General features: G+C 42.6%; 25 protein-coding genes and 1 pseudogene. 13 read left to right on the plus strand and 13 right to left on the minus strand.

The window, feature by feature from the left end; genetic code table 11:
* Nucleotides 1-13: 13 nt before the first annotated feature.
* Nucleotides 14-499, minus strand: a complete 486-nt coding sequence (gene tadA, locus DWV68_RS09490; RefSeq protein ID WP_022244326.1) for a tRNA adenosine(34) deaminase TadA — start codon at nucleotides 497-499, stop codon at nucleotides 14-16.
* A 97-nt stretch (nucleotides 500-596) separates the two neighbouring features.
* On the opposite strand from tadA, the gene DWV68_RS09495 reads away from it, so the two are divergent.
* Nucleotides 597-1,220 (plus strand): GNAT family N-acetyltransferase, encoded by a 624-nt coding sequence (locus DWV68_RS09495; protein ID WP_118665625.1) that lies wholly within the window; start codon nucleotides 597-599, stop codon nucleotides 1,218-1,220.
* On the opposite strand, the gene DWV68_RS09500 is transcribed toward DWV68_RS09495, so the two are convergent.
* Nucleotides 1,129-2,004: a DUF6128 domain-containing protein gene (locus DWV68_RS09500; protein WP_117947521.1), complete on the minus strand. Its 876-nt coding sequence runs from the start codon at nucleotides 2,002-2,004 to the stop codon at nucleotides 1,129-1,131. The two genes, DWV68_RS09495 and DWV68_RS09500, sit on opposite strands and share 92 nt — an antisense overlap.
* Nucleotides 2,005-2,187: 183 nt before the next feature.
* Between DWV68_RS09500 and DWV68_RS09505 the strand changes: the two are divergent.
* A pseudogene (locus tag DWV68_RS09505) lies at nucleotides 2,188-2,559 on the plus strand (Fur family transcriptional regulator); the annotation flags it as partial.
* 192 nt (nucleotides 2,560-2,751) lie between these two features.
* Nucleotides 2,752-3,294, plus strand: coding sequence for an NADH peroxidase (locus DWV68_RS09510; protein ID WP_022244330.1), 543 nt, complete (start codon nucleotides 2,752-2,754; stop codon nucleotides 3,292-3,294).
* Nucleotides 3,295-3,553: 259 nt separating this feature from the next.
* On the opposite strand, the gene DWV68_RS09515 is transcribed toward DWV68_RS09510, so the two are convergent.
* Nucleotides 3,554-4,042, minus strand: a complete 489-nt coding sequence (locus DWV68_RS09515; RefSeq protein ID WP_117947519.1) for a prolyl-tRNA synthetase associated domain-containing protein — start codon at nucleotides 4,040-4,042, stop codon at nucleotides 3,554-3,556.
* A gap of 234 nt (nucleotides 4,043-4,276) precedes the next feature.
* Here DWV68_RS09515 and DWV68_RS09520 point away from each other — a divergent pair, with 234 nt between their 5' ends.
* Nucleotides 4,277-4,711 (plus strand): MarR family winged helix-turn-helix transcriptional regulator, encoded by a 435-nt coding sequence (locus DWV68_RS09520; protein ID WP_118665629.1) that lies wholly within the window; start codon nucleotides 4,277-4,279, stop codon nucleotides 4,709-4,711.
* Between the two features lies 1 nt (nucleotide 4,712).
* Nucleotides 4,713-5,477, plus strand: a complete 765-nt coding sequence (locus DWV68_RS09525; protein WP_118665631.1) for a sulfite exporter TauE/SafE family protein — start codon at nucleotides 4,713-4,715, stop codon at nucleotides 5,475-5,477.
* Here the strand turns inward: DWV68_RS09525 and DWV68_RS09530 are convergent.
* From DWV68_RS09530 to DWV68_RS09540, 3 genes are all read right to left on the minus strand, one after another.
* Complete coding sequence (locus tag DWV68_RS09530) at nucleotides 5,474-6,598, minus strand: 5-methyltetrahydropteroyltriglutamate--homocysteine S-methyltransferase (RefSeq protein ID WP_118665702.1); 1,125 nt, start codon at nucleotides 6,596-6,598, stop codon at nucleotides 5,474-5,476. The genes DWV68_RS09525 and DWV68_RS09530 overlap by 4 nt on opposite strands.
* A 144-nt stretch (nucleotides 6,599-6,742) precedes the next feature.
* Entirely contained in the window at nucleotides 6,743-7,657 is a 915-nt protein-coding gene (locus tag DWV68_RS09535; protein WP_118665633.1) for a LysR family transcriptional regulator, read from the minus strand.
* 4 nt (nucleotides 7,658-7,661) lie between these two features.
* Nucleotides 7,662-8,552 (minus strand): LysR family transcriptional regulator, encoded by an 891-nt coding sequence (locus DWV68_RS09540; RefSeq protein WP_117697877.1) that lies wholly within the window; start codon nucleotides 8,550-8,552, stop codon nucleotides 7,662-7,664.
* 193 nt (nucleotides 8,553-8,745) lie between these two features.
* Between DWV68_RS09540 and DWV68_RS09545 the strand changes: the two genes are divergently transcribed.
* Genes DWV68_RS09545 through pyrB form a run of 4 tightly spaced genes read left to right on the plus strand, consistent with a single transcriptional unit; the run spans nucleotide 8,746 to nucleotide 13,146 of the window.
* Nucleotides 8,746-9,498, plus strand: coding sequence for a DUF4866 domain-containing protein (locus DWV68_RS09545; protein ID WP_118665635.1), 753 nt, complete (start codon nucleotides 8,746-8,748; stop codon nucleotides 9,496-9,498).
* Entirely contained in the window at nucleotides 9,491-10,846 is a 1,356-nt protein-coding gene (locus tag DWV68_RS09550) for a threonine/serine ThrE exporter family protein (RefSeq protein ID WP_118665637.1), read from the plus strand. The genes DWV68_RS09545 and DWV68_RS09550 overlap by 8 nt, the downstream gene beginning before the upstream one ends.
* A gap of 60 nt (nucleotides 10,847-10,906) precedes the next feature.
* The gene (locus DWV68_RS09555; protein WP_022242717.1) at nucleotides 10,907-12,208 is read left to right on the plus strand and encodes an adenylosuccinate synthase; all 1,302 of its coding nucleotides are present in this window, start codon (nucleotides 10,907-10,909) and stop codon (nucleotides 12,206-12,208) included.
* Nucleotides 12,205-13,146: an aspartate carbamoyltransferase gene (gene pyrB / locus DWV68_RS09560; RefSeq protein ID WP_330419939.1), complete on the plus strand. Its 942-nt coding sequence runs from the start codon at nucleotides 12,205-12,207 to the stop codon at nucleotides 13,144-13,146. Before DWV68_RS09555 ends, pyrB begins: the two co-directional genes overlap by 4 nt.
* Nucleotides 13,147-13,158: 12 nt before the next feature.
* Here the strand turns inward: pyrB and DWV68_RS09565 are convergent, their stop codons facing one another.
* Genes DWV68_RS09565 through DWV68_RS09575 form a run of 3 tightly spaced genes read right to left on the minus strand, consistent with a single transcriptional unit; the run spans nucleotide 13,159 to nucleotide 15,300 of the window.
* Nucleotides 13,159-13,797: a methylated-DNA--[protein]-cysteine S-methyltransferase gene (locus tag DWV68_RS09565; RefSeq protein WP_118665704.1), complete on the minus strand. Its 639-nt coding sequence runs from the start codon at nucleotides 13,795-13,797 to the stop codon at nucleotides 13,159-13,161.
* A gap of 8 nt (nucleotides 13,798-13,805) precedes the next feature.
* Nucleotides 13,806-14,828 carry an alpha-hydroxy-acid oxidizing protein gene (locus DWV68_RS09570; RefSeq protein WP_118665641.1) on the minus strand — a complete coding sequence of 341 codons (1,023 nt, stop codon included), beginning with the start codon at nucleotides 14,826-14,828 and terminating at the stop codon, nucleotides 13,806-13,808.
* A gap of 55 nt (nucleotides 14,829-14,883) precedes the next feature.
* Entirely contained in the window at nucleotides 14,884-15,300 is a 417-nt protein-coding gene (locus DWV68_RS09575) for an SseB family protein (RefSeq protein ID WP_022242721.1), read from the minus strand.
* A gap of 206 nt (nucleotides 15,301-15,506) precedes the next feature.
* On the opposite strand from DWV68_RS09575, the gene DWV68_RS09580 reads away from it, so the two are divergent.
* From DWV68_RS09580 to DWV68_RS09590, 3 genes are all read left to right on the plus strand, one after another.
* On the plus strand, nucleotides 15,507-16,631 hold the full coding sequence (locus tag DWV68_RS09580) for an acyltransferase family protein (RefSeq protein ID WP_158561577.1): 1,125 nt from the start codon (nucleotides 15,507-15,509) through the stop codon (nucleotides 16,629-16,631).
* 82 nt (nucleotides 16,632-16,713) lie between these two features.
* Nucleotides 16,714-17,655, plus strand: a complete 942-nt coding sequence (locus tag DWV68_RS09585) for a DUF6709 family protein (RefSeq protein ID WP_117842107.1) — start codon at nucleotides 16,714-16,716, stop codon at nucleotides 17,653-17,655.
* Nucleotides 17,649-17,900 (plus strand): zinc-ribbon domain-containing protein, encoded by a 252-nt coding sequence (locus DWV68_RS09590; protein WP_022242724.1) that lies wholly within the window; start codon nucleotides 17,649-17,651, stop codon nucleotides 17,898-17,900. Before DWV68_RS09585 ends, DWV68_RS09590 begins: the two co-directional genes overlap by 7 nt.
* A gap of 134 nt (nucleotides 17,901-18,034) precedes the next feature.
* Here DWV68_RS09590 and DWV68_RS09595 read toward each other — a convergent pair whose 3' ends face one another.
* From DWV68_RS09595 to DWV68_RS09610, 4 genes are all read right to left on the minus strand, one after another.
* Complete coding sequence (locus DWV68_RS09595) at nucleotides 18,035-18,367, minus strand: cupin domain-containing protein (RefSeq protein ID WP_118665643.1); 333 nt, start codon at nucleotides 18,365-18,367, stop codon at nucleotides 18,035-18,037.
* Between the two features lie 139 nt (nucleotides 18,368-18,506).
* Nucleotides 18,507-20,138, minus strand: coding sequence for a glycoside hydrolase family 13 protein (locus tag DWV68_RS09600; RefSeq protein ID WP_118665645.1), 1,632 nt, complete (start codon nucleotides 20,136-20,138; stop codon nucleotides 18,507-18,509).
* Nucleotides 20,139-20,258: 120 nt separating this feature from the next.
* Nucleotides 20,259-21,140, minus strand: coding sequence for a hypothetical protein (locus tag DWV68_RS09605; RefSeq protein WP_118665647.1), 882 nt, complete (start codon nucleotides 21,138-21,140; stop codon nucleotides 20,259-20,261).
* Entirely contained in the window at nucleotides 21,137-21,970 is an 834-nt protein-coding gene (locus DWV68_RS09610) for an HAD family hydrolase (RefSeq protein ID WP_118665649.1), read from the minus strand. The genes DWV68_RS09605 and DWV68_RS09610 overlap by 4 nt, the downstream gene beginning before the upstream one ends.
* 693 nt (nucleotides 21,971-22,663) lie before the next feature.
* On the opposite strand from DWV68_RS09610, the gene DWV68_RS09615 reads away from it, so the two are divergent.
* On the plus strand, nucleotides 22,664-23,551 hold the full coding sequence (locus DWV68_RS09615) for a hypothetical protein (protein WP_118665651.1): 888 nt from the start codon (nucleotides 22,664-22,666) through the stop codon (nucleotides 23,549-23,551).
* Nucleotides 23,552-23,690 lie beyond the last annotated feature (139 nt).

Consider the following 23,690-nt stretch of genomic DNA (forward strand, 5'->3'; position numbering starts at 1 on the left):
TTGTGCCGGATTGTCAAGGTTTTGCCTTCATTTTCTGCTGTTTCTTCTTCTCACGCAACCGCCTGAAAAATTCCGACAGCATGTCTGAACATTCTTCCTCCAATACGCCCCGCTCTATCTCTACCTGATGATTAAATGCTGCCACCTGCAAAAGATTCATCACTGAACCGGCGCATCCAGCCTTGGGATTCATAGTTCCGATTACCACCTTTTTCATACGGGACTGTACAATGGCTCCCGCACACATCTGGCAGGGCTCTAAGGTCACATACATCACGCAGTCCTCAAGCCTCCAGTCCCCGGTCTTCTTCGATGCCTTTTTAATGGCAGTCAGTTCCGCATGGGAAAGGGTATTTTTATCGGTATTGCGCCGGTTATAGCCCCGGGCAATAATTTTATCATTCTGCACAATCACGCAGCCAATAGGAACTTCCTCTAATTTTTCTGCTTTCCTTGCCTCCCGCAGGGCTGCTTTCATATATTTTATCTCCGGTTCCATGTTTACTCCTGACTTTTACTCTTTTCTCTGTTATAATAATAGCATATTTTGAGCATAACAAAAAGGTATTCTTATACCAGCTGCAGGAGTTAATAACATGAAATTTATCTATGAAACAGACCGCTTAATCCTGAAATTGTTAGGGGAAGATGATGCCCCTGCAGTTCTTCAGTTTTATAAGCAGAACCGGAATGTCTTTGAGCCATATGAAACCATACACCCGGAGCAGTTCTATACGGTGGCCTACCAGCGGACCCTGATGAACTGTGAGCTGAGTCTCACCTTAAAGCACAGCCTCATCCGCTTCTATATATTCCGCATGGAAAATCCGGACGAAATCATAGGCACCGTCTGCTTCCGCAATATCAACCGTTCTACTTACTATTCCTGTGAGACCGGCTATCGCTTTTCCCCTGCATACTGGCACAGAGGATACGCCCGCGAAGCCCTTGCTTTTGGTATTCAGCTTATGTTTGAAGAATTTCATCTGCACCGGATAGAAGCTGCCGTCATGCCGGAAAATACCGCTTCCATCCGTCTGCTAGAATCCCTTGATTTCCAACAGGAAGGTGTCGCCAGGGAATATGCCCTGATACAGGGAAAATGGGAAGACCATATCCGGTTCGCCCTTATTCGTCCATCCGGCGATACCAGTAGCCAAAACTCCCCTCTAACTGCCGGCACGGCTTTTCCGTCCGGAACTGTGGAAAACCAAAAATAGCCGCCATTACTTTTTCCGGCTTCTGATAAACCCCCGGCACCGCCAAGAACAGCTCTCGTCCTTCCGGCGTCACCTGTTCTCCGAAGAAAAGATACCGGTAATTAAAGAAACCATGCAGAAGAAAGCTGTTATTCCCAAGACACCAGTATTTCTGTGGCAGCTCCCGTAAATCCTGCAGTTCCATATGAACGCAGGTTATATTCTCTCCTTCAAAAGGATGCAGGATCGTCATTTTCTGCTTCAGATTCTCCCAGTGCTCCCAGATGGAGGCCTCTTTTTCCCCAGTGCCTTTTTCCTGCGTGCTTCTTTCCTGGATTCCTTTTTCCATGCTTATCTGTTCCGGGAAAATATGGTGCATCGGCACTTCCTCAGTCTGAAGAGACGGCTCTTCTGCTGCTTGCATTTCTATTTCTTCCTTATGTATCTCCCCATTGTCCCACTGGCTGCCATAAAAATTACCATCTGCCGGCTGAATCAGAATTCCACAGACATCCTGTATATGACAGGTTTCATCCCCCAGCTCACCATCAGAAATCCTTCCACTATAATCTGAGCTTTGGGACATCAGCCGCATATTACCCACCGGAAAAGCCAGAATTTTTCCTTCCCTACGGATAAAAAGGCTTACCTTTCCTTCCTGCCCCGCATATTCTGTTCCTTTTAAATGTATTTCTAATCTGCAGATGTCTCCGCGCATTTCTACTCTGGCAAATCCGGCAAGATATTCCTTTGTATCATTTTCATAATAATAAAGATATGCAACGAACCGTTTAAACTGCGGCATAACCTTTCCTTCCTATATCTTTTTGTTCCTTATATCATATTCCATCTTCTAAGATTCCATGCAGATTTTTGCCTATACTTCTCATACATGCAGATTTTTACTTTACACTTCTCCTTGACAAAGTTCCTTTTAAGAATTATATTAAAATCAATAACGATTATTATTATTTGTTGAGGAGAATATATGATTAAATTTAGCCGACAACGGGAAAGTATTAAGAATAACCTGATGGGACGTACCGACCATCCGACTGCCGAAACAGTTTATTCCGATATCCGGCAGGAATATCCCAACATCAGTCTGGGAACGGTATACCGCAATCTCTCTCTTCTGGCAGATTTAGGCGAGATTCAAAAGATTTCAACGGAAAATGGGCCGGACCGCTTTGATGGTAATCCGAAACCTCATTACCACTTCTTCTGTACAAACTGTAATTCCGTCCTCGATTTAAAAATGAAAAACATTGATCTGATTAATGTTATTGCTGCAGAAGAATTTTCCGGTTTAATTGAGGGACATATTACCAGATTCTACGGACTTTGTCCGGAATGTAAAAAGTTATTGGATAAATCCGGTTCTCTGGCAGATAAATCAACCAATTCTGCAGAAAATAAAAAAGAAAAACGAAATCAGAAAATCTCAAAAAAAACAGTTGACATTTAAAAATAATTATGCTAATTTAATATCAGTAACAATTACTATTATTGATATATAAATACAATTATAAAAAGAAAAGGAGATCTTAAAATGAAAAAATTTGTTTGTACAGTATGTGGTTATGTTTATGAAGGTGAAAGTGCTCCGGAATTCTGCCCGGTATGTAAGGCTCCGGCTGAGAAATTCAAAGAACAGACAGGTGATAAGACATGGGCTGCTGAGCATGTAGTTGGTGTAGCACAGGGTGCTCCAGAAGATATCATTGCTGATTTAAGAGCAAACTTCGAAGGAGAATGTTCTGAGGTTGGAATGTACCTTGCAATGGCAAGAGTTGCACATAGAGAAGGATATCCGGAAATCGGACTTTACTGGGAGAAGGCAGCTTTTGAAGAGGCTGAACATGCAGCAAAATTTGCAGAACTGCTTGGTGAAGTTGTAACCGACAGCACAAAGAAGAACCTGGAAATGCGTGTAGATGCAGAAAATGGTGCTACTGCTGGTAAATTTGACCTTGCAAAACGTGCCAAAGCTGCTAACCTCGACGCAATCCACGATACAGTTCATGAGATGGCTAGAGACGAGGCAAGACACGGAAAAGCTTTTGAGGGTCTGTTAAAGAGATACTTTGGTTAATCTTAAAACCGTATAGAATAAGCATTTTAAGGATAGATGGTTCATGAACTGTCTATCCTTTTTGTATTCCATAACACGTGAATAAAAATACGAATATAAAAAATATAAAGTGATTGCATAATTGCATGATTGTTGTATAACACTTGGCTTGCAAACGCCGGAATCAGATTATAATGTATTGTTCAAAAGCCCTATTTTACTACGTTTCAGCCATTTTATCATAGACTGTCATGCCATTAGCTTCTCCGGATAATTTTCTCTACATCGACACACAATGGACTTCATTTCCATGCGCCCGGATGATACGGAGTAAATCCTCTGTCTTCATCCATATAGTAGCAGTATTCTCGTTGGGATGTACTCCAATCAATGCATCATTTTCCAGAAAATAAGCATCCACAAATACCTTCACGCTGCAGGTTTCATCGTTGAGTACTCCAAGCGGCGTTACCGAACCCGCCTGCAGTCCCATTTTCTCAGTTAAATCTTCTTCCGAGGCAAAACTTAACGGACGCGTTCCGTTTGCCTTTCGAAATGCCTTTAAATCTACCCTCTGGTTCCCTCGCACTGTAATCAGATAATAATTCTGCTTCTTATTATCACGTACAAAAAGATTCTTGGCATCTGCCTGTGGATAAGGAATTTCCACATCTGATAAATCTTCCATATTGTAAACAGCTTTATGCTCTGTCACTTCGTACCAGATATGCTGTTGACTCAGGTATTCATAAATTTCCTGCTTATTCATTGTATTTCCTCGCATTCTTCCCGCTTGCGTTCATTATATCATGTGCAAAACCAGCCCATGATCAATATTCGCCGTTCGCCAAAAGTAAACAGGCTCACTATATCATAAACTTTTTATAAAATTTTTTCCAGTTCACTTTACATTTTTTCCTTCCGGTGCTAGTATACCATCAAAATAATTATTTCATTTTTGAACTATTTCATTTTGAAGTATTTTCATCAGGAGGACTCTTATATGAATACAGGTATTGCATTTGCAAGAAAAATGTCTGCTGCCTACACTGCAGTATGTAAGCCTTTATGCCAGTCGCTGCATCTGCCGCAGACTGCTTTTGATATTTTGATGTTTTTAGGAAATAATCCGGAATATTCAACTGCCAGAGATATAGTTGAGGTTCGCCAGATTAAGGCAAATCTGGTCTCCGTCAATGTAGAACGGCTGGTGAAAGACGGTTATCTCATCCGCAAAGAGGTTGCCGGCGACCGCCGGAAGACACAGCTTCTATGTACGAAAAAGGCTGCCCCTGTTATAAAAAAGGGACAGGCTCTGCAGCAGGATTTTGCCGACCGGCTGATTGCCGATCTGGATGATGCCACGAAAGATGCCTTTTTTAAAGGAATGGCACAGATGGAGACAACGCTGGATATGATTTTAGAGGAGGTATCCTAAAATGGATTTATTAACTACGATTTTTGTTACTTTTTTTGCAGGCATGGGTGCCGGACTTGGAACCGGTTTTGCCGGCATGAGTGCCGCTGCTGTCATCAGTCCGCTGCTTATTCATTTTCTAGGCATTGACCCATATATGGCAGTCGGCATTGCGCTTTCTTCCGATGTTTTGGCAAGTGCCATTTCTGCCTATACATATGGAAAGCATAAGAACCTCGATATTAAAAACGGTCTGATTATGATGGTCAGCGTATTGCTTTTCACCGTAGTAGGAAGCTATGTTTCAAGCCTTGTTCCTTCTACCACCATGGGAAATTTTTCCGTTTTCATGACCTTCCTTTTGGGTATTAAATTTATCATAAAGCCGGTTATGACCACGAAAGAATCCATGTCTGCCGTTTCTGCAAAGAAGCGTGCCATCCAGTCCATAATCTGTGGTGTGCTGATTGGCTTTATCTGCGGCTTTGTTGGTGCCGGAGGCGGCATGATGATGCTTTTAATCCTGACCTCTGTACTTGGATATGAACTGAAAACTGCTGTTGGAACCAGTGTATTTATTATGGCCTTTACCGCACTTACCGGTGCCTTTTCCCATTTTGCCATCGGCGGACTGCCGGATGTCACCGTCTGGGTTCTGTGCATTGTATTTACCTTAATCTGGGCAAGAATTGCCGCTGTCTTTGCCAATAAGGCTACCCCAAAGACACTGAACCGGGTTACCGGTGTCATTCTGGTAATTCTTGGAATTGTGGTAATGATTTTTTAAGCTCCCCAGACCTCTTCTGCGATTTCCTTGACAAGCTTCAGTTTCGCCCACTGTTCTTTTTCCGTAAGCTTGTTACCGATTTCGCAGGAGGCAAATCCACACTGTGGACTTAAATAGAGATTTTCCAATGGAACATATTTGGACGCTTCTTTTATTCTTGCAATGACTGACTGCTTGTCTTCAAGCTTCGGTGTCTTGGTGGTAACAAGTCCTAATACCACCTTCTTATTGCCGGTTATTTTTGCCAGCGGTGCGAAACCACCGGAACGCTCATCATCATATTCCAGATAATAAGCATTGACATTCTCCTCTCCGAATAACAAATCTGCTACTCCGTCATATGCGCCGGAGCTGAAGAAAGTAGAATGATAATTTCCACGGCATACATGGGTGTTGATGATCAGGTCAGCCGGTGCCTCTTCTACTACCTTATTATTTAATGCAAGAATAACCTTCTTATATTCTTCCAATGCTTCGCCTCTTCTTCCGGTCAGTGCAACGGCAAGCTTCGGATTTACCAGTCCACCCCATACACAGTCATCGAACTGAAGATTTCTGCAGCCTGCTGCATAGATTTCCTCAATAAATTCTCCATATGCCCTGATGACATCCTCTGCAAAAGCTTCTTCTGTTCCATAAATTTCAAGGGTTGTATCCAAAAGCTCTGCGCCGGTGAAATAAGCATAGAACTGGGCTGGAGATGGAACGGTCTGCTTTGCTATGGTATTCTCATCTTCCAGTGCTTTTACAAATTTGAAATGATCAACGAATGGATGATTCTTTATGGAAATCTTTCCCACCATGAAAGTGTCATCTATCATTGCTGCTTCGCCGTCAAAGGTTGTATTTCCATCTACAGTCTTCTTATGCTCGATTCCATCGAATCCCCACATAAAGTCCAGATGCCAGGTGGCTCTGCGAAACTCCCCATCGGTAATCACATGGTATCCAAGCTCCTTTATCTTTGCGACCAGTTCTAAAATACAGACATCCTCTACCTCTTTTAACTGCTCTCTGGTAATTTTCCCTGCTTCAAAGTCAGCACGGGCTTTCTTTAATTTTTCCGGACGTAAAAAACTTCCTACATAATCGTATCGGAACGGTGTTGTTAAATTCTTCATTCTGATTTTCTCCATTTCCTGTGAATTGATTTCCCTCATTATAATTGGAGTTCCTCATTCTGAAAAATACATAAAAATAAATGTTGTCCATAGTTTTAAACTATGACCAGTCCATTTTTTGATTGGAAAATTACTTTCTTTGGCTCATACTCTTTGTTCTCCTGTAATATATTTCTTTAATGCCTCAAGGTAGGTTTCCCCTAACCGGCTTATCATTCCCTTCCGGTGGGTCACATATCCGATTCTCATATCACCTTCATCTGCCAGCGGCACTGCGATAATATCTTCGCCATTTAATTTCTGGTCAATGATTCCGCTGCACACCGTATAACCATTTAAACCAATCAGAAGATTAAATAAGGTTGCCCGGTCACTGACGCGGATATTTTTCTTCCGCTCAAAAGAGGAGAAAATTTCTTCCGAGAAATAAAAGGAATTGTGTTCCCCCTGCTCATAGGAAAGATACGGATACTCTGCCAGTTCTTCATTGGTTATGATTTTCTTCTTTGCCAGCGGATGATGCCTGCTGATGAAAACATGGGGTTCTGCCACAAATAACAGATGAAATTCCAAATCGGAGGATTTCAATATTTTCATAATCACTTTTTCATTGAAATCATTTAAGAAAAGGATTCCGATTTCACTTCTCATTTGCGCTACATCTTCGATTAACTTATAGGTCTGGGTCTCCCGCAGGCTGAAATCATATTCCTCCTGCCCGTATTTTTTTACCAGATCCACAAAGGCATTTACCGCAAAAGAGTAATGCTGGGTTGATACGCAAAACTGCTTTTTTCCGCCACCGTTTTTCTTATATTTATCCTCTAAGATGGTGGTCTGCTCCAATACCTGCCTTGCATATCCTAAGAATTCTTCCCCTTCCCTGGAAATAAAGATTCCCTTATTCGTCCGATTAAAAATGGTAATGCCCATCTCCTTTTCCAGCTCATGGATGGCGTTGGTAAGGCTGGGCTGGGAAATGTATAATTTCTTCGCCGCCTCCGTGATGGTTCCGGTATCTGCCACGGTTGTAATATAGCGTAACTGCTGAAGTGTCATATGCTCACCTGCTTTCTAAAATGACTTTTCTTAACTGACGCGCCGCCTCATTTAAAGGATGCTGACTGTCGTATACCATACAGATATTTCTTTTTGGAATCGTCTCCGAAAGAGAAATCTGTACGATTTCATGTTTTTCGATGGCCTCTCTTGCCATCGGTTCCGGGATGAAAGCCAGACCAAGCTCACTCTTTACCAGTGGCAGTATCTGATCTGTGGTTGCTGTCTCTGTATCCGGCTCCAGTGCCAGCCCATAAGACAAAAACAGCTTATTATAAAACTGAAATGTCATGGTTTCTTTTCCCAGACAGATTAACGGATAATCCTTTAAATCCTTTAGGGAAAGCTCCTGACTGCCCAGTGCGGTAAATGTTGTTCCACCCACCAGTACCTCCCGGAATGTCCGCAGATTAACTTTTTTTAGTGGCTGCTCTACTTCTGCTGGTGCAGACACTACTGCAAAATCTATCTGTCCGCTCTTTACTGCCTCAATTGCCTGAGGTGTTGAATGATTATAAATTTTCAACCGGATTCCCGGATATTTCATATGGAAATCTTTCAGCTTATCCAAAAGAAATATGTTAAGGGCAGTCTCGCTGGCTCCAATAGAAATGCTTCCATGGGCAAGACCGCTGCTGTCTGCCAGTTCCTCTTCTGCCGCCCAAAGATGCGACATGGCTGCCGACACATGGGTATACAGCTTCTCCCCTTCCGGTGTCAGCTGTACCCCACGGTTCGTCCTGACAAAAAGCGTACAGTGAAGCTGCTGCTCCAGTCCGTTCATTGCCCTTGTGATATTAGGCTGACTGTTGCCAAGGGCATTGGCAGCCCTGGTAAAATTACTGTATTTTGCCACATAATAAAAAATCTTATAATATTCAAAATTTATATCCATACATTTTCACCATATCAATTTATTATTTCTGCTATATCAATTATAGCTTTTACTTATTCCCAATGCAATAGTATAATCAAGCCGAAATTAAGGGAAACAACCCCTTTACATTTCTCCACCCAAACCCTACAAGGAGCTGCCACCGGCAGCTCTTTACGAATGCTATAAAGCAGAAAGGAAGCGCATATTTTCTATGAAAAATTCAACATTTTTCCCTCGTGAAGAAAGAGCAGACGTTTTATTTGAAAAGATTTTGCATGACCCATGGGCCTGTGAAAGACTTCAGGAAACTTTTTGCAATTATTTATTCTGTAATGATGAATTTGATTCTTCTCTTTCTTCACAGGATTTTTCAGAAGCTCTTTTTGATGCTTATCAAAATAAAGATTTATCGGCATTTCTTATGGCTATCTGCCGGAATACCCTATTCGATTTACTGAGGAATTCCTATCTGATTCCCTACCGTTTCAACGCAGATGGAAAAGAAAATCCGATAATTATGACCGATGATACCGGCAGACTTCTGCCAAAGTATTGTGGTGATATTCACAATAAGGATTATCAGCATTTTCTTGAGAGCTACCGCGATTTAGGGGAACCAAAGAATATGTATTTTTCCCAGGCATACCGGTACAGCCACGCTTATACCGGTGAAGATACCATTGGACAGCTTGTCTTAGAACGCAGCCATGGGGTGCTTCTCATCCGGGAGCTTCCAGATACCATAAAACAGAAGGAGACCGAAGCGGAAGCCTACTCTGCAATCTTCGACCTTGTACTGAAATTAGAGAAAGAGCTTCCAATGGCATTTGTCTTCTACGGACAGGATTCTCTTGTGGAACATGATGAAAAATATGATGAAATCGGCATTTTCCTTCCAAATTCCATTTTTTTAAAGAATCTGGAACGGCATATTGCCAAAGCTGAGGCGATTATTTATGAATAAGAGTGCATCTTCCACTACTTCATATATTGATATTATGGAAAAAAATCATATGGAAATACCCTGGCATGATTATGCCAGTGATGACAGCAACGTACTGATTGCCCAGGCGGGACTGATTGAAAAAGCCTCGGTCATCGGACGTGTGGGATTAATCATGTTATCCTGTGGAACCGGAGCCTGGCGTGTCCGTACTTCCATGAATAAGCTGTCAAAGGAACTGGGAGTTACCTGTACGGTAGATGTAGGTCTTATGTCCATCGAATTTAACTGCTTTGATGGAAATGACTGTGTCTCCCAGTCCTTAAGCATCGCCAATACCGGCGTCAACACCTCCAAACTTTACCGCATGGAACAATTCGTAGAAAGCTTTCCAAAGGAAGAAGCCCATTTAACCGGCGAGGAAATCCATAAGCGGCTGGATGAAATCGAAAAAATCCACGCCCTTTATTCTCCCGCCAAACTGGGACTTGCGGCAGCCTTAGCCTGCTGCGCATTTACTTTTCTTCTGGGCGGAGGCCCTGTGGAAATGATTCTGGCATTTATTGCAGCCGGTATCGGAAATGTTATCCGGACCAAATTAATCAAACATCATTTTACGCTGTTTTTAAATATTGCAGTCTCTATTTCCGCCGCCTGCCTTATGTATGCCATCTGCTTAAAGGCTGCCGAAATTTTTTTCCATGTTCCGGCAACCCATGAAGCCGGATACATCTGCTCCATGTTGTTTATTATCCCGGGCTTTCCATTTATCACAAGCGGCATTGACCTTGCGAAACTGGATCTTCGTTCCGGACTGGAGCGGCTGACCTATTCCATCATCATTGTTCTTGTGGCTACCATGTTTGCCTGGATTATGGCAATGCTGCTTAGACTTCAGCCTCAGGACTTTACCTCTGTAAATCTCAGTGATGTTTCACGGCTGGTTCTGCGGTTAATTGCAAGCTTCTGCGGCGTATTTGGATTCTCTATTATGTTTAACAGTTCCATTCCCATGGCAGCTACTGCTGCACTGATTGGCTCCGTTGCCAATACCTTACGTCTGGAACTGGTTGACTTTACCGGAATTCCAGCCGCTGCTGCTGCCTTTATCGGTGCACTGACCGCCGGTCTGCTGGCATCCTTTATTAAGAAAAACAATGGATATCCGCGAATCTCTTTAACCGTACCTTCCATTGTAATTATGGTTCCGGGACTATATCTTTACCGCGCCTTCTATAACTTTGGCATTATGTCCTTAACGGAAGCGGTTTCCTGGTTCTCCATTGCCATAATGATTATTATTGCCCTGCCGCTGGGACTTATTTTCGCAAGAATACTTACCGACCGGACTTTCCGGTACTGCACCTGATAAATTTTATACGCTTAAAATTATTTATTTTATACATGATTACAGAAAGGAAGAATCGATATGCTTACAGCCGTAACAGGAATTAACTGGGGAGACGAAGGAAAAGGACGTGTCATTGATCTGCTTGCAGAACATGCAGATGTCGTTGTCCGTTATCAGGGTGGCAACAATGCCGGTCATACCGTTGTAACCAAACAGGAAAAATTTGTCTTAAATCTTCTGCCGTCCGGCATTCTGCATCCCAATGTGGTATGCGTACTGGGGGATGGAATGGTCATTGATTTAGAGCACCTCACCCATGAAATTGAAGATATCGAAAGCCGCGGTATTTCTATTACCCCGGAACATTTAAAACTTTCCAAACGTGCCACCATCTCCATGCCATGGCACAGGATTCAGGATGAACTGGAAGAAACACGTCTTGAGAAATCCGGTGCTGCCTTCGGCTCCACCCGCCGCGGCATTGCTTACGCATACAGCGATAAATACCGGAAGAAAACACTGCGTCTTGGTGATTTGCTTCATTTAAAAGAAGAAAATGTCCAGGTTCGGATAAAAACCATGTTGGAATCCAAAAATCTGGAACTGGCAGGCAGTTATCATCAGGAGCCGATGTCTTATCCGGCATTGCTGTCCTGGTGTGAAAAACAGGCTTCCCTTTTTGCACCTTATATCTGCGATACCGGAAGCTTCTTGGAAAATGCTCTTGCCAGCCATAAAAAGGTGGTTTTGGAAGCCCAGCTTGGAGCCATGCGTGATATCGATTATGGTATTTTCCCTTACACTTCAAGTTCCTCCACCATTTCCGCCTATGGTCCGATTGGAGCCGGTATCCCGGGTGAATCCCTAGACCATGTTGTGGGTGTCCTAAAAGCATATTCCACCTGTGTGGGAGCCGGACCTTTCGTAGCAGAAAGAGCCATGTCCGAAGACTGGTGCAACATCCTTCGTAAATTTGGAAATGAATACGGTGCTGCCACCGGCCGTCCACGTAGAGTCGGACCTTTTGATGCCGTTGCCAGCCGTTATGGATTGAAATGCCAGCATGCAGATAAAATTGCCTTAACGAAGCTTGATGTTTTAAGCTCCCTGACAGAAATCCCTGTCATTACTGCTTATGAAAGAAATCATAAGACCACAACCGTCTTCGACCCTACCGAAAATATCGATAGCTTCTCTCCGGTTGTAACAATGCTTCCGGGCTGGAAACAGGATATTTCTGCCTGCCGCAAATATGAAGATTTACCGGAAAATGCCAGATTATACATTGAAACATTAGAACGCCTTTTAGACTGCGATATCCAGTTTATTTCCACTGGTGCAGAACGAAATGAATACATGATAAAGGGGGAATGGCTTTGAGACACCTAATCAGTCCACTGGACCTTACAGAAGAAGAAACAACCCGTATTCTGGATCTTGCAGACCGGATTGGTATCCACAAAGAGGCTTATGCCCACCTTGCAGAAGGGAAACAGCTTGCTACACTCTTTTATGAGCCAAGCACCAGAACCCGACTGTCCTTTGAATCCGCCATGTTAAGTCTTGGTGGTCAGACACTGGGATTTGCCGGTGCGGAACAGTCCAGTGCTACCAAAGGAGAAACCGTTGCCGATACCGTCCGGGTAGTAAGCTGTTACGCAGATATTATTGCCATGCGTCATCCAAAAGAAGGTGCACCGCTCTGCGCCTCTATGTATGCAACCATTCCGGTCATTAATGCCGGTGACGGCGGACACTATCACCCAACCCAGACCCTGATTGACTTATTAACCATACGCCAGCGCAAGGGACGGCTTGACCACCTGACAGTAGGCTTCTGTGGTGATTTAAAATTCGGAAGAACCGTTCATTCCCTGGTAAACAGTCTGGTACGCTATCCGGGTAACGAATTCTATTTCATTTCTCCGGAAGAACTCCGCATTCCGGACTATATGATTGAAAGAACCTTAAAGCCTTCCCACAGCACCTATCGGGAAGTCTCTAACTTAGAGGAAACACTTCCAAAGCTGGATGTTCTCTATATGACCCGTGTCCAAAAAGAGCGTTTCTTCAACGAGGAAGACTATATCCGGTTAAAAGATACCTACATTTTAAATAAAGAAAAATTAGAACTGGCTCCTTCCGATATGCCGGTTTTACATCCGCTTCCACGAGTCGATGAAATCTCTGTTGATGTGGATTCCGACCCGCGCGCCGCTTATTTCCAACAGGTACAGAACGGAAAATATGTCCGTATGGCACTGATTTTAGCTCTGTTAGAAATCACGGACCCGCTAACCGGAGAAAAGGTTCTCTAATGTTCCAGTAACTTAATCCGTTTTCTCTATTTTCATTCCGAAACGTTTTAAATCTACTTTTCCGTCCACTACTTCTATACCGTCTGCCATCAGGCGGCGTGCCTGTTCATTCTCGCCGCCAAAGGCAAAGGCTCCGGAAAGCCCGCCTTTTGCATTTACCACCCGGTAACATGGTATGTTTTCCGGGTCTTTATTCTTATGCAGGGCATTTCCTACAGCTCTTGACATCCGCTTGTTTCCGGCAAGCTCCGCTACCTGCCCATAGGTTGCCACCTGCCCTTTTGGAATTTTCTTTACTGCTTCATAAATCCGTCTGGTAGGGCTGTCCGTTACTAAATCATAGCTTTCTGCTATCATGCGGCAGATATCTTTATCCGGGATTGTGCCATCCACGATTATGGTATTCCAGTGCTCCTTATTCTGATGATACCCCGGAATGACTGCAGGATAAGCACTCCGCCAGAAATCTCTCCACTGTGGGTCTGCTTTTACGTTCAGATTGAGGAATCCATCCCGCATATAAGTCCAGAGAAATGCCTTTTTGCTTTCCCTTATGCGCACCAGCTGCCAGTTCTGGTCATGGAACGGTGCCTCCTGATAGGTGTCCGGAAAAGACAGTCCGTATGCTAATATTTCTTCTCTTGTTTTCATGCTCCACTCTATGCTTTTGTCCATATGCAATCCCTTGTAATCTCTGCCAGGCTGTGTACGCCACACATTTTCATGGTATCTTCTAATTCGGTTCCTATCCTGGCAACATAAGACGCTACGCCTTCCCTGCCGCCGCCGTAAACCGCTGTCACAAACGGTCTTGCGATAATTACCGCATCTGCACCTAAGGCAATTGCCTTAAATACATCCGTTCCGCAGCGGATTCCACCATCTACGAGAATTTTCATGGAGTCTTTCACTGCATCCGCAATCCCGCCTAAGACTTCTGCTGTTGCCGGGCACTGGTCTAATACCCTGCCACCGTGGTTCGATACCACGATTCCGGCAGCCCCGGCTTCTTTTGCCTTTAAAGCTCCTTTTACCGTCATAATTCCTTTTACAATAAACGGAACTCCAGCAAGCTCTGCCACTTCCCGCAGTTCTTCCACGGTCTTGCTGCCTGCCGGCGGCTCCAAATTCTTAAGAAATGGCAAGCCTGCTGCATCTACATCCATGGCTACCGCAAAGGCTTTCGCTTCGTGCACCAGTGCCATTTTTTCTTTGATGATTTCAAGATTCCATGGCTTTACCGTTGGAATTCCAAGTCCCTGTTCTTTGGCAATTGCCTTTGTAGCTGCCACCATGACATTACTGTCTGTACCATCCCCGGTAAAGGCTGCAATGCCGCATTCCGCACAGGACGATACCAGAATATCATTATAGGAAATGTCATTGAGACAGTCTCCGTAATGCAGATTCACCGCTCCTACCGGGCCTGCAAAGAACGGATATTTAAACTCTTTTCCAAATAATTTCAGCGAAGTATCCACCGGAGCATTTTCCACAATGGTATCCATCTGCACACGAATCTCTTTCCATTTATCATAATTACGCATGGCAGTATCGCCAATTCCCTTTGCACCGGGTCCCGGCATCTGATTCCGGCAGGCGCGTCCATTGCATTCTACACACGCCTTGCAATAATTTCCAATTCTTCCTCTTGCCTGTTCGATACATTCTGCATAATTCAATCTTCTTTCCTTCTTTCCACTCTTTTTCTTCTCTGACGTTTACTTATCCACATATCTATCTGCTGCCAAGCACAATCTGTATCAGATTCTTATCCAGCATTATGGTACGGTTCCACGGATTTAAAATGACTCCTTCGATTCCCTCTGCCTGCAATGCTCCTTGAAAAAGCTTTTCTATATCAGCTAAGAATGTGGATTTCACACTTCCGCCGCCTTTCAATTCTTCTTCAAAGCTGCTGAAGGCTGCCCACCAGGTCTTACCATCTGTCTCAATCGCCTGTAGCAGCATCTGGCTTCCACCCTTCGGTGGTTCCACTGCCACAATCACCTGACCGCCTTCCTGCATCCGCCGGCGGATTACCGTCAGTGTATGGGCTAACTGCTCCGGTGTTGCCTCCTGCTGCAAGCCGGCAATTGCCTGTTCGATTTTTTCATTTCCTATCAGTCCCTCATCTATCTTTTCCTTTGCCATATGTGGATTCCTTTCTGTGGGGGGTATTTTTTTATCTCATTTTTTACTGCTTAGCACATTTCCAGCAGTGCCATCTCGAAAATCAAAGATTTTCCCTGACTGGCACTGCTCATTATAACACACTTTTGCTGGAAATAGTGGCATCTTGAAGCTATCTGTATTATAATAGCATGGTATTTCATTTTAGGATTAGGAGATTAGACAACATGACACCAGCTAAAACCAGAAGTTCCAACATTGAATTATTGCGTATTCTGGCTATGTTTATGATTATTATTTTTCATATTTCTGACCACTGTGTGAAGGTACAGTTAACAGACACTGCTTCCATGCTGCGTATGAATAACGGACTGTTCTGTGAACCTGTTTTTTATAAGAAGCTCCTGCTTCTTTCCACCTTTGCTCCAATGGGAAAAATCGGAAATGTTATTTTCATTACGATTTCCGGATACTTTATGGTTTCAAAGGGAAATGGAATTAATCTTGCCAAAATTTCCAAGAAATTGCTGTTACAGCTTGGTTTTGCCGCAGTTTCCCTGACACTGGTATCTTCCTTCTGGTACCGCATGACTGACGGTGTCTTTTTAAAACTGGTCAACATCAATAAATTTAACAGTATGTCCTGGTTTGTGGGTTACTATTTCTTTATTATGGTAATCGCTTACCTCTTTTTAAACAAGTTTCTGGCAAAACTGGACAAGCAGAAATATTTTACCTTTCTGATTGTCTTATTTGCATTTATCCAGTTCCGCTGGACCGGAAGTATGGCAAATTCCCTGGCTAACGGACTCCGGACACTGCTGACCGGTATTTTCTTATATGCCTTGGGCGGTTTTATCCACCTTTACAATCCATTTGGGAAAATCAGAACTTATTGCCTCTATCTGATTATTGCAGTTTCCTTCCTGTTTATTTATATCTCTGCTTATAATGTAACACAGACCAATATTCAGACTTACTTTTTAAATGAAAGCAAAGACATTTTTATCCAGAAGATTCCTTCCTTTTCAGACTATAGCATTATTCCGATTCTTGTGGGACTTTCTCTGTTTGAAATCTTCCGGCGCATCCATATTCCATGCAGCCGCATGATTAATTTTGTGGGAGCTTCCACTTTTATGGTTTATCTTTTACATGATAATGCTTTTGCTTACAGTCTCTGGAATACACAGGACTGGATTACCCTGCTCTATGAGCATCCATATATTTACCTGTTTAAGCATCTGCGCTGGGCAGCTGCCACTTTCCTCATCGGCATCCTTTTCTATATTATTTACCTGTGTCTCGGAAAAGCCCTCAGTAAATGCAGATGGTTAGTGATGAAAGAATAATCTTCCTTATATCTGTTGCACAATTCTTCCTCTTATGTCATGATAGAATTGGTTTAAAAAAATACACGGGAGAAAAAAGAAAATGGAAGAATTTAAAAAGGATTTATTGAAAGTCTGTGGGAAAAACATCGCTGCACTGATTATTTTCTTTGTATTAGGTGGCGTTTTCCTTGCCTTCGGTCTTCTGATGTGGATTACTGCTTATGATCCGTTTGACGCACAGACCGATGGTTACGCAACAATGGAGGTTACTTATGTAATGGGGCCATTTGCGGAGCTTACTTCTGATGGAAAAGATCACACAGAATTCTATATTGCAGAGGATTCTGAAGGTTACTGGAGTATCATTGCTACCAAGGGAGAAACTTCCCTTCCGGTCTATGGTGTAGACGTAGATGACACTGTTCTCGACAGCTTACCTGCTCACACGATCCGGGGAAAAAGCACCAGCATGCCTCCTCAGGCAGCTCATTATCTGGTGGATTATCTTTCTGATACCGGACTGGACATTACTACTTACAACTATGACGAGTACTTTGGTGACCATTATCTGGATACCACACACACAGCCGTTGAAAACAGCATTGTACTCTATGTGATTGCTGCCGTATTTACAGTTCTTGGTATTATTATTTTTTCAGCAGGCGGCAACAAGAAAAAGGCCGTTAAGAAAAAGATTGCTCTCTTAGAACAGAATGGCGGTCTGCAGCGGATTTACTCTGATTTTGCCAACAGCCCACGCATTTTTTCACCAAAGCTTGGCGTTGCTGTTTCCAATCATTTCATATTGGATTACAACAATACAAAGGAAGGCTTCTATGTCACTCCTTTAGACGATATTACGAACGTTTTCAAATGTAACATGTTAAATGGTGACCCGACAACAACCAGCTATATTGCACTGGAAACTGCAGATGGTAAACGTACTCTGGTTGCCGCTCACAGTGGAAAAAGCAAAGATTTTGATCAGGTTCTTAATCAGTTAAAAGCAAATATTCATCAGGGAGGTGTTATGACATGGTAATTATCTACGGTACAAGAACAGTTTTTAAACGTGAAGGCCCGGTTGGCACTTCTGTCTGCCCAAACTGCCGGCATAATGTCATGCATACCCTTTGCAGACAGTTAAATCAGGCAACCCTTTTCTATATTCCGATTTTCAGCCACCAGAAACAGCGTGGCATTATGTGCGAAAGCTGCGGTATGATTACACCGGTCAGTGCACAGGAATACCGGGAACGGAAACAGGCTGCAAAGATGTATTATTAAACAATGTCTTATCGATATAACGTCAGCTCTTGCGGATATCTGGCAACACAAAACCGCCACATACACAGGCAATACGCACATCTGATGATGGCTTTGTCTTATGTATGTGGCGGTATTTTAATACTTACTTCTTCTTAGAATACTACGACTAAAAGCATTTTAAACTGCTCTTTTCCATATACGGCATGTGGATGTCCTGCCGGCATTACGATGGACTGTCCTTCCGTCAGTTGGAATTTCTCACCATCAATGGTTACTTCTCCAACTCCATCCAGACAGGTTACAAAGGCATCTCCGCTGGAAGCGTGTGTGCTGATTTCCTCGCCCTTTGCAAAGGAAAATAAGGTTACGCTTACTGCATCATTCTGTGCCAGTGTCTTACTTACAATCTGTCCATCCTGATATGCTACTTCTTCTTTTAAATTTAAAACTTCTTTCTTGGAAATATTTTTTAATAAATCTGCCATTTTTGTGCTCCTTATCTTTTCTTTATCTGATTTGTATAAACCTTTTCGGTGGGTTTATCCATATTGTAGCAGATAACGGAGTGACTGACTGTTGGATTTCCAACATTTATGCAAAGAATTTATTTCAATAGGAAATCTCTTATTTTTTATAGTACATTCTTGCTTCATACGGACGAAGCACGGAAGAATCCTCTGTCTCTTTATAGTTGGAAATAAGAAGCTCCATATCCTCTGTCTCTTCCGTCAAAGGCATTTTAACGGTATTGCCGTAGAAATTGCAGACAACAAGCAGTGTCTCATCCGCATTTTTACGCTCATATGCAAAGATATTTTCATCCTCGGCTAACAGTAATTTGAAGCTGCCGTCCACCAAAACAGGATACTCTTTTCTAAAGCTTACCAGCTTCCGGTAGCAGTTGAAAATGGAATCCGGGTCATCTATCTGGCTCTTGGCATTGATGGTTTTATAGTTATCATTTACTTTTATCCAAGGTGTGCCTGTTGTAAATCCGGCATTTTCCGTATCATCCCACTGCATTGGCGTTCTGGCATTATCGCGTCCCTTGGCATAAATGGAATTCATAACATCTTCCTTATCATAGCCCGCTGCGATACGCTCCTTGTATACATTCTGGATTTCAACATCCCGGTAATCTTCAATATTGTAGTGGACGTTTGTCATACCCAGCTCTTCGCCCTCGAAAATGTACGGAGTTCCCTGCATTCCATGTAATAAAACTGCCAGCATTTTTGCAGATTCTACCCGGTACTCCTTATCATTCCCCCAGCGGGAAACGATACGCGGCAAATCGTGATTATCCCAGAAAAGGCTGTTCCAGCCGCAGTTATAAAGCTCTGTCTGCCAGCGGTTCATAATCTGTTTCAACTTTAAGAATGGCAGCGGTGCCAAATCCCATTTATCCTTGCCTTCCTGCTGATCCAGTCCGATGTGCTCAAACTGGAATACCATGGAAAATTCACTTCCATCCGGATTACTGTAAAGCTTTGCCCGCTCCGGGTCTGCACCCCAGGCTTCTCCTACGGTAATTAAATCTCCCTTCTGGAAAGTTTCTTTGCTCATTTCACGGAAATACTCATGAAGTCTCGGGCCGTTTATGGTAATTTTCTTATCCGGCTCTTTTGCAATCTGGTCGATTACATCCAGACGGAAGCCGCCAACACCTTTTTCCATCCACCATAAAATCATGTCATATATTTCTTTTCGCACCTGCGGATTTTCCCAGTTCAAATCCGGCTGTTCCGGCAAAAACTGATGGAAATAATACTGCTTTATTTCCGGTACCCATTCCCATGCACTTCCACCGAAAACGGCTTTCATATCGTTTGGCTCTACGCCTTCTTCCCCATCTCTCCACACATAGTAATCATGATATGGGTTGTCCTTACTCTTCTTTGCTTCCTCAAACCATCTGTGTTTATTGGAGGTATGATTTAAAACCAGATCCATAATGATGCGGATGTTGTATTTCTTTGCTTCTTTAATTAAAGCTTCCATATCTTCCACACTGCCGAACATCGGATCAATATCCTGATAATCAGAAATGTCATAGCCATTGTCCGCCTGCGGGGATTTGCAGACCGGTGATAACCAGATCGCATCAATACCAAGCTTTCCAAGGTACTCCAGCCGCTCCATAATTCCTCTTAAATCACCGACTCCATCTCCATTACTGTCCTGAAAACTTTTTGGGTAAATCTGATATACTACTGCACTTTGCCACCATTTCTTTTCTGTTACGTTATTACTCATTTTGTCCTCCTAAACTTTCTTTACTTATTTTATCTGCTTGCTGCTTCCCTAATGCGGGCAACTAAAAACACCAAGGAGAAAACAACCCTGTGCGATTGCATTTCAGCCATTGTTTATGCATTATAAATACTCTTCTAAAATTTCCGTATTCATTACTTCAAATTTATTTTCTTTCCATTGCATTTTTATCTTAACTGCTGCAGTCTGTCTGTCTAAAAACGCTTCATATAAAAATATATCATCTCCATCCACTGCTATTTTCCATGCTTTTGAAGAACTCAATATCCTTTCTCCAACTTTTAAGTCTTTATAACAACTATCAAATTCTTCTCTTTGATTTTCAGGTAGAACATATTCCTCTTCCAATCCCAATTCAGGACAGGTAACAAGAATTGTATTTTCCTGCTCCGCCTTTTCAATATAAATATCATATCCTGCAGAATATCGCATTCCGGTTTGCTTTCCCGGCAGATTCATTCTTGTGTACTCACTGCCATCTTTTCTCCAGATTGCAATTTCACTTCCACTCTGTATCCATGTATTTCCTGTATGCTCTCCACAAAAGACAATCTCATTTTTCCCGTCTCCGGTAATATCCGCTCCCCATACTTCAAGACCGAGAAATGTATCATCAAATGCTCCCAGTTCAAGGTGGTCACCATTTCCAAAGCAAATCGTATATACTTTCTTATTATCATTTCTGAAATACTGGAAAATACGATCTGTTTTTCCATCTCCATCGTAATCCTGATTTTTATAGTCTTCCTCAAATAATTTTACATTATCAAGATACCCTTCATACTCAGAAAGTGCTTCATCATAGCCGATATTTATTTTTTCATCTTTTGTATTGGCAATTTTTCTGTCAATTAACGAGTCATACTCTGTACTTATTTCATTCTTTTCCGAATCATCCAGTTCATCATCATAAGGAAACTTATCATTTTTACACGCAGTCAACATGATACACATCACTAAAAATATACCAATATTTTTCTTCATAGCAGCCCCAATTTTTCAAATGCATCATACAATCCATTCTTATCCACATCCCCGGTGACATAATCTGCCATAGCCTTTATCTCGTCTCCGCCGCTTCCCATGGCAACACCATAGCCACAGTATTCTAACATAGGAATATCCACTTTGGCATCCCCAAAAGCTATGGTATCTGCCACATCTGCATGAAGATATTCTAACAGATGCGCAATGGCATTGCCCTTGGTGATATTTTTTACACCCAAATCTCCAAATAATGCAATTTCGCCGGCTCCGCCCCAGGTTCCAGCCTGCAAATCCGAAAATTCGGTCACGGCATCTTTATAATCCTGATACTGATTTAAGATAAAGCTTACTTTATTTACATCGTCCCGGTACAGTTCTCCATCAAAAATCATTTTCGGAAATGCATCCCGTACCTTTATTTTATCTGCGCCCTCTTTGCCTTTCCGCCTGGAATATTCCTGAATCACAGGTTCTCCAGCCTCTTCAAATCCGGCACTTGCAAACAGTCCTGCATTACTTTCCAGATAAAATTCCAGTCCGCGCTCCTTTAACCAGTCCACAATATGGCGGCACTGCTCCGGCGTAATCATCTGGTGCATAACCACATGTCCATGATCTTCCACATAACTTCCGTTTCCGCCTATCATTCCATCCAGTCCGAGTTCCCAGATATTCTCATAGACTTCTGCTTTACTTCTTCCTGTGCAGATATACACTCTGTGTCCGTTTTCTCTTGCCTTCCGCACCGCAAGAACTGCTGATTCCGGCAAATGATTTTCATAATCCACCAAGGTTCCGTCAACATCCAGAAAAATGATTTTTCCCATACTGCCCGTCCTCCTACTCCTTTTCTTCTATCCTACCTGCATTTTTTGAAGAAATCAACATTTTCTTCTAATGTATTTAAATCGATTGGTCGATAAAGTTATTACATGGATGGCATTTTATTTCAAGGGATTGATTGAGATAAAGTGTCTTTATTTTTTTCTGATGATTGCAAAAATGTATGGATTGTAAATTTATCAGGATATTCAAAGTGTATCTGGGTTTTGACATAAAATACCGCAGCTCTAAGATACATGTTTTTCTTTTGTTTATTAAGCCGGTCTTTCCAATGTTTGACAAATCACAGGACTGTTCGTCGAAGTGCGGATGCATCTTAAAGGCTGTTAGGGGCACTTGGAATTTCGTCTGGCAACAGGCAACGCCGGCACAGGGAAGTGCCGGCGAGGCGCATATGAACACGGATGTGAATTTGCGCCGATTGCCAGACAAAAGATTATCCTGCCGAAATTCTTAGTGCCCCTTGCAGGCTTTATCCGCATCCGTACCCGACGGACAGTACTGCGATTGTGTCAAAGCAACGGAAAGACAGCCTGACAGCAAGAAAAACATGTACCTAAGAACTGCTGGCATTTTACGCCAGATAAACCCAGAATGCACTTTGAATCCCTGAAATCTTTACAAGTTACAAATATTCTTTTGCAATCACCAGACAACAACTTCTGAAAGGAGCTCTTATGGCAATTAACTCAATATGGAACAACAACTCCCCAATGGACTACCTCGGTTTTCTGTCCACTGACCCGGATAACAATACTGAGGATAACGAATGGCTGACTCATTTTCAACAGCTTGTGCAGGAAAAGCTTTCTGAAATGAATGAGGATAAGGATTCTGCAGCTACGGTAAATCCGGCTGAAGAAATTGCAAAATGGAAAGAAAATATTTATAACAAAATGAAAAATGGTAAAACCGAAGAGAGCTTTCAAATCGGTGGTCAGTCTTTCAGCATAAAGGAATGGGACAAGCTGTTAGACTCCTTTGATAAAGCGGAAGAGGCTTTACAGGAAGCTATTGAAGAGGACGAAGAAGTTAAGGATAAGGAAATGGCAGAGACAGCAAAGAAAAGCATTGTAAATGATACACCAGCCCAGCCTCTTATCGATATGCTTTTATCCGATACCCTTAAGGTTACGTTTCCGACAGATGCCACAAATGAATCTGATGAAGATGCGGAAGATGTATTTTATATGGTTGCCATGGATGAAAAAGGTATCCGCTGCATCAAAAATGGGGCTGATACTTACGAATGGAAAATTGAATTTGAAGACGATTCCCAGTATGAGGCTGCCTGTGATTTCTTAGGCTGGGCTTCTCCACGAATGGACAAGCTTTTATTTGCAGCCCATGACAATTTCTGGATGGATTATCTGAACGGTGACCTTGATGTAGATGCTTTTAAAGACTTCTTAGAGGGCACTAATAACGGCATTCCAAACTATGGCATTGGTGATGAGGAAAATATGTACATTGACGAGACGAAACTTCAGTGGACAAAATATATGAACCCTCTGGGTGCCCACTTTGGTACCCCGGAAGAATTATTTCCGATTCCGGAATTATAGATTAAATACAATAAAACAGGCACTTTTTTCTGTCAAAACGGGCATGTCCAAAGAAAAATGAAATTGGTAAAATAAAATCGTAAACCTTGATTTTGTCGGTTTGAATCTTACTAAAAATCATTAAAAGGAAAGGACGAAT

The sequence above is a fragment of the Roseburia sp. AF12-17LB genome (assembly GCF_003479605.1).
GTDB classification, from domain to species: domain Bacteria; phylum Bacillota; class Clostridia; order Lachnospirales; family Lachnospiraceae; genus Roseburia_C; species Roseburia_C amylophila.

Bases quoted from the DNA above. Each gene is read 5' to 3' on its own strand.
- DWV68_RS09510 (WP_022244330.1), top strand. From the start codon at position 2,752: ATGAAAAAATTTGTTTGTACAGTATGTGGTTATGTTTATGAAGGTGAA.
- DWV68_RS09555 (WP_022242717.1), top strand. From the start codon at position 10,907: ATGCTTACAGCCGTAACAGGAATTAACTGGGGAGACGAAGGAAAAGGA.
- DWV68_RS09500 (WP_117947521.1), bottom strand. From the start codon at position 2,004: ATGCCGCAGTTTAAACGGTTCGTTGCATATCTTTATTATTATGAAAAT.
- tadA (WP_022244326.1), bottom strand. From the start codon at position 499: ATGGAACCGGAGATAAAATATATGAAAGCAGCCCTGCGGGAGGCAAGG.
- DWV68_RS09615 (WP_118665651.1), top strand. From the start codon at position 22,664: ATGGCAATTAACTCAATATGGAACAACAACTCCCCAATGGACTACCTC.
- DWV68_RS09540 (WP_117697877.1), bottom strand. From the start codon at position 8,552: ATGGATATAAATTTTGAATATTATAAGATTTTTTATTATGTGGCAAAA.
- DWV68_RS09610 (WP_118665649.1), bottom strand. From the start codon at position 21,970: ATGGGAAAAATCATTTTTCTGGATGTTGACGGAACCTTGGTGGATTAT.
- DWV68_RS09535 (WP_118665633.1), bottom strand. From the start codon at position 7,657: ATGACACTTCAGCAGTTACGCTATATTACAACCGTGGCAGATACCGGA.
- DWV68_RS09590 (WP_022242724.1), top strand. From the start codon at position 17,649: ATGGTAATTATCTACGGTACAAGAACAGTTTTTAAACGTGAAGGCCCG.
- DWV68_RS09580 (WP_158561577.1), top strand. From the start codon at position 15,507: ATGACACCAGCTAAAACCAGAAGTTCCAACATTGAATTATTGCGTATT.
- DWV68_RS09495 (WP_118665625.1), top strand. From the start codon at position 597: ATGAAATTTATCTATGAAACAGACCGCTTAATCCTGAAATTGTTAGGG.
- DWV68_RS09525 (WP_118665631.1), top strand. From the start codon at position 4,713: ATGGATTTATTAACTACGATTTTTGTTACTTTTTTTGCAGGCATGGGT.
- DWV68_RS09575 (WP_022242721.1), bottom strand. From the start codon at position 15,300: ATGGCAAAGGAAAAGATAGATGAGGGACTGATAGGAAATGAAAAAATC.
- DWV68_RS09600 (WP_118665645.1), bottom strand. From the start codon at position 20,138: ATGAGTAATAACGTAACAGAAAAGAAATGGTGGCAAAGTGCAGTAGTA.
- DWV68_RS09530 (WP_118665702.1), bottom strand. From the start codon at position 6,598: ATGAAGAATTTAACAACACCGTTCCGATACGATTATGTAGGAAGTTTT.
- DWV68_RS09545 (WP_118665635.1), top strand. From the start codon at position 8,746: ATGAAAAATTCAACATTTTTCCCTCGTGAAGAAAGAGCAGACGTTTTA.
- DWV68_RS09595 (WP_118665643.1), bottom strand. From the start codon at position 18,367: ATGGCAGATTTATTAAAAAATATTTCCAAGAAAGAAGTTTTAAATTTA.
- DWV68_RS09520 (WP_118665629.1), top strand. From the start codon at position 4,277: ATGAATACAGGTATTGCATTTGCAAGAAAAATGTCTGCTGCCTACACT.
- DWV68_RS09585 (WP_117842107.1), top strand. From the start codon at position 16,714: ATGGAAGAATTTAAAAAGGATTTATTGAAAGTCTGTGGGAAAAACATC.
- DWV68_RS09515 (WP_117947519.1), bottom strand. From the start codon at position 4,042: ATGAATAAGCAGGAAATTTATGAATACCTGAGTCAACAGCATATCTGG.
- DWV68_RS09565 (WP_118665704.1), bottom strand. From the start codon at position 13,797: ATGAAAACAAGAGAAGAAATATTAGCATACGGACTGTCTTTTCCGGAC.
- DWV68_RS09550 (WP_118665637.1), top strand. From the start codon at position 9,491: ATGAATAAGAGTGCATCTTCCACTACTTCATATATTGATATTATGGAA.
- DWV68_RS09605 (WP_118665647.1), bottom strand. From the start codon at position 21,140: ATGAAGAAAAATATTGGTATATTTTTAGTGATGTGTATCATGTTGACT.